This window comes from Azospirillum sp. B4, from assembly GCF_000333275.1.
Lineage (GTDB): Bacteria > Pseudomonadota > Alphaproteobacteria > Azospirillales > Azospirillaceae > Nitrospirillum.
In genome coordinates, this window is sequence record NZ_BACU01000619.1 from 1 (window position 1) to 7498 (window position 7498).

At 58.7% G+C, this 7498-nt stretch carries 5 protein-coding genes; all 5 read right to left on the minus strand.

Translation table 11 applies throughout. From position 1 onward, the window contains the following. Positions 1-51: 51 nt before the first annotated feature. The 5 genes from I55_RS27610 to I55_RS27630 all read right to left on the minus strand — a co-directional run bounded on the left by I55_RS27610 (position 52) and on the right by I55_RS27630 (position 7331). Complete coding sequence (locus I55_RS27610) at positions 52-1410, minus strand: TldD/PmbA family protein (protein WP_044563953.1); 1359 nt, start codon at positions 1408-1410, stop codon at positions 52-54. Beyond that, entirely contained in the window at positions 1404-3179 is a 1776-nt protein-coding gene (locus I55_RS27615; protein ID WP_044563954.1) for an ABC transporter ATP-binding protein/permease, read from the minus strand. The genes I55_RS27610 and I55_RS27615 overlap by 7 nt, the downstream gene beginning before the upstream one ends. A 25-nt stretch (positions 3180-3204) precedes the next feature. Next, entirely contained in the window at positions 3205-5475 is a 2271-nt protein-coding gene (locus I55_RS27620; RefSeq protein WP_083901478.1) for a TonB-dependent siderophore receptor, read from the minus strand. 261 nt (positions 5476-5736) lie between these two features. Continuing rightward, positions 5737-6672, minus strand: a complete 936-nt coding sequence (locus I55_RS27625) for a LysR family transcriptional regulator (protein ID WP_148294014.1) — start codon at positions 6670-6672, stop codon at positions 5737-5739. Positions 6673-6833: 161 nt separating this feature from the next. After that, positions 6834-7331, minus strand: coding sequence for a transposase (locus tag I55_RS27630; RefSeq protein WP_148294015.1), 498 nt, complete (start codon positions 7329-7331; stop codon positions 6834-6836). Positions 7332-7498 lie beyond the last annotated feature (167 nt).

Here is a 7498-nt window from a genome sequence, read left to right on the forward strand (position 1 = left end):
GATTGGGATGGAGGATCAGACGCCGGGCCCAATCCATGTTTGGCGGATTGTTCATGCCCGTCCTCCGATATGCATCGCGTCAACCAGAATGGATCCCGTGCGAAAGGCGCCGAATCGCTCGACGTCGTCGCCGACATGGGTGATTCCCCGCAGCATCGTGCGCATGTCCCCGCTCAGGGTGATGCCGGCGACAGGGAACTGTTGGACGCCGCGCTCGACCCAATATCCTTCGACCGCCCGGCTCCAATGCCCGGTTGTCGGATCGGTATGCCCACCGGTGACGGCGGTAACCACCAATCCCGTGCCGAGATGGCGCTGCATCGCCAGGGCATCGCCACCGGGTCGGCGGCTGGAAAGCGTCAGATTGTACGGGCCGCCGGCGTTGCCCGTGGTCCGCATCCCCAGGCGCCGGGCGGTCAGGCTGTTCAGGAAATAGCCGCCGACCACCCCGGCATCCAGGATCAGGCGGCGGCTGCCGGCGACGCCCTCGCCGTCGTAAGCGGCGCTGGCCAGTCCCCAGGGCTCAAACGGATCCTCGACCAGGTCCAGATGGTCCGCCGCCGCCTGTTCCCCCAGGGCACCGGCCAGGAAGCTGGCGCGCCGGTACTGGGCGGCACCCGTCAACGCGCCGACCAGATCCTCGATCAGCGCCTGCGCGGTGCGCGGGCTGAAAAGGACAGGCCAGGTGGCGGAGGGCACCGTGCGGGCCCCCAACTGCCCGGCAGCCCCCCGCAGGGTGCGTTCCGCCAGCGCGTGGGGCCTGTCCAGATCGCGGCACCGGCGGGCCATGGACTGTGCATAGTCCCGGGCCATGGCCCCATCCCGCATCGCCGTCACCGAACACCAGCGCGCCTGGCTGGAGCCAAGACTCGCCCGGCAGAAGCCGGATGAGGTGACCATCACCGACAAGGTCTCGGAGCAAGTGAGCCCGACTTCCGATGTCCGCAGCACCGTCCCGGCCGGCTTTTCGACCGCGTGCAGCGCGCGCTGAATGTCCTGCGCCTCCTCGGCCATGGCCGAGGCATCGTCGCTGACCGCCTCATAGCGCAGGGGTTGGGGACCATCATGGGCCAGATCGGCGGTATCCGCCAAGCCGTTGTCGGCATCCGGCTGCGCCCAGCGCATGATGCTGACCGCCTCCTGCACCAGGCGCTGGATGGCCTCGGGGTCGAGGGTGGTCGCGGACGCGGCACCCACCCTGCCCTCCTGGAAGACCGTGAGATTGAGGGAACGGTGGCCGCTGCGCACGGCTGTCTCCAGCCGCCCATCCCGCAAGCCGATCTGAAGCCCACCACCGGAAAAGGCGCTGGCGCTGGCATCCTTGGCGCCCGCGCGAAGGGCCAATTCCACGGCCTGCTGGCTGGCCGCGCGCAGGTCCGCCTCGCTGTCGCTGATATAGGCGCTTAACATACGGTTTCCTCTTCGGGGTCCAGCGCGGACTGCGTCGCCCCCGCCGTCGCCAACCGCAGGCAATGGGTGTGGAACGACTTCAGGCGCTCGTCATGAACGACGCTGATCAAGGTGACGGACGGCAGCCGCTCAAGCAGGGTGGTGTAGAAGTGCAGGGCGTTCGCGGGGTCCAAAGCGCTGGTGGCTTCATCGAGCACAAGGCGGTCCGGCCGGTAGAGCAGGATGCGGACCAGGGCCAATCGCTGCTGTTCCCCGGGGGACAGCTCATCGGCCCAGGAGCGGGACTCATGCAGCCGCTGGGCATGCTTTTCCAGCCCGACGACGCTGAGCAGGGAGATGACCTGGTCGTCGTCGTACGCATCCGGCGAGCCGGGAAAGCAAATGGCGTTTTTCAAGGTCCCGATGGGCAGGTAGAGGCGCTGGGGCACGAACATCGTCAGGCCCTGGGACGGCACCTGGACCACCCCGGCCCCATCCGGCCACAAGCCGGCGATCGCCCTCATGGTGGAGCTCTTGCCTATCCCCGACGGCCCCACCACCACCCAGCGCTGGCCCGGCAGGATTGTCCAATCCCCAATCGCCAAAGACGCGCTGTGGTAGAAATCCAGCCTTAAATTACGGGCAGAGATGACGTCACTCTCTTCCTTGATTATTTTAATGCCGAAATCCCGCCTCTGTTCCAGCACCTGGTCGAAAGCCCAGATGCGATTAACGTTGGCAATCTGCTGCGCGAATGACTGGAAAGCCTGGTAAAAGAAAGAAAGCGATGACGTCATATGGCTGAAGGCGTCCCTGGCAGCCATCACGCCGCCGAACGTCAAGGCGCCAGCAAAGTATTTTGGAATGACCAGGAACAATGGCAACATCTGGCTTATGTTGCCAAACAGGTGTTGGGTCGCATTGATACCCATCTGTGCCAGAATCACGCGGTGATAATTTCTTTTAATTTGGCCAAATGCCTGCCGCAGGGAAAGATGTTCGGTCGGCGCGGCATTCAGGAAGGCTATTTGCTCCGCGTTACGGCGAACGTAAATCAGACCGAACCTGAAATTGGCCTCAAATTGCTGTTGCTGCATGGTGCGGCCAATCAGCGGCCGACCAACCCAAATGATCGCGACAGTAGACAGCACCGTGTATAAAAGAGAATACCACAACATATCGCCGGGTATGGAAACTTGGTACCCGCCGATCAGAAACATTATGGGCGATGCCGTGTTCCAGAGGATATAGCCAAAAGTGATGCTGGATGTTATGCACCCGATGAATCCGAGAACTATACCCAACACATTACTGGTGAATTCCTTGATATCTTCCGCTATACGCTGATCCGGATTATCAATTAGACCGGTTCTTTCCATGGAGTGGAATGCATTATTCTTTAGCCACCGCGTCACGTAGTCCAGGGTCAGGAAGGTCCGCCACCGCATGGCCAACATACCGTTGACGTACAGATTGAGAATTACCGCGAAGGCCCAACAGCCGTTGATCAAGAGGAACTTGAGCAGCAAAGGAAAAAACAGATCAACCTGCTTGTTTTGGACAACATCATAAAATGTATGCTGCCAATTGTTGGACAAAACAGAAATATAAATAATGATGGACTGGTTTGACAAAAGAAAAACAAAGCCACCCCACGCATATGGCCAGTCAGAGGATAGCCAGTACGACAGCAGCAATTTAACCAGATGACGCATCCGCACCCCGGTGCTGACGCTGGGAAGCCCGGCCTGTGGCCGGGCTTCCTTCACTGTATGGTTCGACATGCTCATTCAGGCGACACTCGATTTCGGCGCATTAAAAGAATTTGTAGGACAAGGTGGCGTGCCAGGTACGCGGTTCCAGAACAGGAATGTAGCTGTCAACAGTCGACACACCGTAGTTGCGGCGATCGAACAGGTTCTTGACGCCCACATTGAGCTGCCAAGATTTATAGGCGCCAATGACATTCATATCGAATTGCTTGGCGTCCGGGACTGTTTCCGTCCCTTTGGTATTCACGTAAGAACTGGAGTTTCCGTACAGCCCGCCCGACACGGTCAACTTCAGGTCCTCGCCCACCGGCTGGGTATAGGACGTGTAGACGCTGTACTTGACGCGTGGCTGGCCCGCCACATAGGCGCCAGCCTTGATGTTCAACTGATCAAACTTGCTGTAGGTGAAGGTGGAAACGACCGTCCAGCCGGGCAGGATGGTGCCGCGCAAGTCGAGGTCGACCCCTTTGCTCTCCTGGCCTTGGCTGGCGAGGTAATAGCCGGGATGGGCCGGGTCGGAGATCAAGACGTTGCTTTGCTGCAGGCGGAAGACCGATGCCACCAATTCCAGTTTCTGATCCATCATGGACAGCTTCACGCCGCCCTCCAGATTCTTGGAGGAGATGTCGGGCAGCCGGTTCTTGGTATAATCCAGGGAAAAATTCGGAATGAAGCCCAGCGCATAGTTACCGAACAACGACAAGTCGTCGGTTATCTCGTACACCGCGCCAAAGCTCGGCACCGACGATGAGGCGGAGTTCCCGCTGGTTGATGGCCGTTGTCCATAAATATGGCTGGTGCTGTCATACCAATTCTGCCGCACCCCGCCAATGAAGTGGGCCGGCCCCCATGTCATGATATCCTGGAAGTAAAACGCCTGCTCATTATAATCCAGGCTGTAGGACATCTCGTCGATTGGTGGAATGGCCTTGGCAACCCCCGTCGTCAGACTGAAGGGAAAGAAGCTCGACTTCGATGAGTCAAGCGCGTCATCGTGCGTCTGGACGAAGCTGTAACCAATGTTGATGTTGTGATTGACGAAAAACGTGTCGAATTTGAGCCTGGCATAGTCGTCCAGAGACCAGGTCCTGTTGCGCTGCTCATTCTGACTGTTGTTTATCAGCAGGGTCGTGGGCGCCAGCACGGCATAGGGCGCATATAGTCCGAAGCTGAGATCCTGGTTCTGGTATTGCCCGCGGCTGACGACCGTGAGCCAATCGGTCGCCTTGTGTTCAACCGAATAGGTGACTTCCTTGTCCGTCGCGTTGAAGCCGGTGTCGGCGGGGCCGATGGGCTGCGTCCTCACCGGGGCGATCTGTCCCTGATACATGTATGTATAGGGGTTGACGCCGGTATCTTGCTCGTAGATCTGGGCGCTCAGGATCGCGTCGGTCTTCTCATCTTTGTAGCGCAAGCTGGGGGCCACCAGGTAATTCGTGTCCCCCCGGTAGTTCTGTAAATTATGGTCGGCATCAGCGCCGGACAGGATAAGGCGGCCGCTTATTCTTCCGTCGTCGCTCAAGGCGTCGGAGGCATCAATGGTGCCCTTGCGTGTCTGATAGCTGCCATATTCCACGGAGGCGTTCAGCAGGGGATCGGCGGTTGGCTTCTTGGTCACCAGGTTGATGGTGCCACCCAGGCTGTAAGAACCATTCAGCAGGGCGTCCGGCCCTTTCAGAATCTCGATACGCTCAAGCCCCGCCACCGGCTGCGCCGCCCCCGCGATGGAACTGTTGCCGACGGAGGAGGAGAGGCCGTTGGTCAAGCCGGTGCTGCCAAAGCCGCGGACGCTGTAACTGGTGCCGCCCTGGACGGTGGCGAAGTTCGGGATGACGCCACCGGCGTCGCGAAGCGCGTCCGTCACGCTCTGCGCCTGCTGATCTTCCATCAGCTTGCTTGAAATGACCGTCGTGTTGCGGGCCTGTTCGCGCAGGGACGCGCCGCTGCGATTGGAGGTGGAGGCGTCGCGGACCAGCAGGCTGGTTTCGGCCTCATCGCGGTGCGCCATGACAACGATGAAGCTGATGATGGTGGGACCGTCTTTGCCATCGATCATAACCAGGCGGGTGCCCGCGATGGCCTTTTCAATGGCATCGTTCTCGTCCTTGGCGCCGACGACGGCCACGGACGCCAAACCGCGGACGGCATCGGGATCATAGTCGATCCGCTTGCCCGATTGCCGCTCAATCTCCTTCAGCGCCTGCTCCATTGGCATCGACGGCACGCTGATGCTCATATTCTGCGCCATCGCCGGCAACGCCATGGCAAAGGCCGCCACGGCCGAAATACCGGCCAACAGGTCCCTGCTCTTCATTCCCCTGCTCCTGTTCTGCCAGCCGCCACCGTTGCCGGAATCATAAGTGATTCCTGACTACATCGGTATGCTTGCTGAATATTATTGTTGTTATGACGTTCGATTCCTTAAAGAATCGTGCACGTCTGCCCGAATTTACTTTCTCGACGTCCCACCAATTGCCCCTGTTTCGGGGGCTGTCAGCGGTGGCTTCGTGAGAAGCTGTAAATTAGGTTGGGGGAATGTGGGCACCATGACAAATCAGTTCTGAAAATGCCCGTATTACTTTAACTTATGAAGGCCAAAGCGCGACGCTTCGTCATGAATGACGGATACCAGCCACCGCATGAGCGGTTCCTGGTCCCGATGGGAATGCCACTGCATCGTGATGGAGGTGTATTCCTCCTTAAAGGGCGCCCTGACAACTTTTAGGGGCAATATGCTGGCAAAGAACTGCGCGAACCTTGAGACGGTCGTGACTATCAAATCGGTGCCAATCACGATATTGGGCAACATTGCATACCGGGCCGTCCTTACCGCCACGTGGCGACGATCCAACATGTCTAATGTCTCGGCATTTGGGTAACCCAATATTTCCATCGACTGGAACATCGCCGCGTGCCGGCCTGACAAGTACGTCTCTTGATCGATTTCGTCGTCGACTGCGGAATTTTTCTGGCAGAGCAGGCAGGAAAGGCCTTCGTAAAATAAATGAACCTTTGAAAGGCTATTGGATTCGAAATTCTGGGGAACGATCACCAAGTCCACGTCTTTTTCCAGCAGCACCTCCGCATTCACATATTGGAAGGGCATGAGGTGGACATCCACGCCTGGCGCCTCCTTCTGAAGGCGCCGAATAACCAGCGGCAGGAAGGTGATCTCCACCATGTCGGGCGCCGCTATGCGGACGGTCCTCCGGTCCTTCGCCGGATCGAAGCTCAGGGTCGTGCCGAACACACCCTCCGCCTCCCGCAGCAGATGGCGCACACGAGGGCGCAGGGCCTCCGCCAGCGCCGTCATTTGCCTTTGGCCGTTGCTGTATACCACCAACTCATCGCTGAAGTGTTCCCGCAACTTCTTGAGAGCGAGGCTCATCGCAGGCTGGCTAATATGCATGCGGGTCGCGGCTTCCGTTACGGAAGCCGTGTTTAGAATGGCATCGAGGGCGTAAAACTGGTTTAAATTACTTCTCTTAAGAAAATCCTCCCCGTTAACCATAATCACCCTCACAAAAATTCCGGCCTTTAACTTCACTCTCCAACACAAACGCTGGCAAGGGAAAAAATGTCGCCACGATCATTACGGTCATACGTTGAATATCTAATGGCATGGGGAACGTCATTGGCGTATCTGTGCCCCAATACGCCTTAGAGTATCCGTTATGTGCAAGCCGCTTTTTCCTGCCAGTGTGAGCCCTTTTTGAGGAGAGCGTTGGCGAGGACGACGAGCTTGCGCATGATGGCTGTGATAGCAACCTTGGGAGGCTTTCCGGCTGCGATCAACTGGGTGTATTTGGCGCTGAGGTCTGGATTGAATCGGGCGGCGACGAGGGCCGGCATGTAAAGGGCAGTGCGGACAGTGGCGCGTCCTGCCTGGATGAAAGAGCGCCCGCGCCACTGTCCGGACTGGCGGGTGATTGGAGCGAGCCCCGCGAGACTTGCGGCTTGGCCCGGTTCCAAAGTCCCCAATTCAGGCATTTCGACCAGCAAGGCGAATGCGGTTAGGAAACCGATGCCCGGAATGCTGGTCAGGATGGCGCACCGGCTGGCCATCGCGTCGCTGGCGGCGATACGGGCTTTGATGTTCGCGTCCAAGGCATCAAGGTGGCGCTCGATCTGCTTGAGGCGGTAGCGGTTCTGACGCTTAAGCAATGGCAAGGTCAGGTTCTTCTCACGTTTTTTCGCCGCGACCCGATCCCTTCACAGCGCCTCACGGGCGACCAACATCTCTTTTAATCAATGATCTCATCGCTATTGCCCGGCTTGGCTTCGATANTCAGGACAGCGCCCATGCGGGCCAGCATGGCGGCATCCAGACCGTCCGT

What these genes read in the sequence shown, in the direction of transcription:
- I55_RS27610 (WP_044563953.1), bottom strand. Translation starts at nt 1,410, where the DNA reads ATGTTAAGCGCCTATATCAGCGACAGCGAGGCGGACCTGCGCGCGGCC.
- I55_RS27625 (WP_148294014.1), bottom strand. Translation starts at nt 6,672, where the DNA reads ATGGTTAACGGGGAGGATTTTCTTAAGAGAAGTAATTTAAACCAGTTT.
- I55_RS27615 (WP_044563954.1), bottom strand. Translation starts at nt 3,179, where the DNA reads ATGAGCATGTCGAACCATACAGTGAAGGAAGCCCGGCCACAGGCCGGG.
- I55_RS27620 (WP_083901478.1), bottom strand. Translation starts at nt 5,475, where the DNA reads ATGAAGAGCAGGGACCTGTTGGCCGGTATTTCGGCCGTGGCGGCCTTT.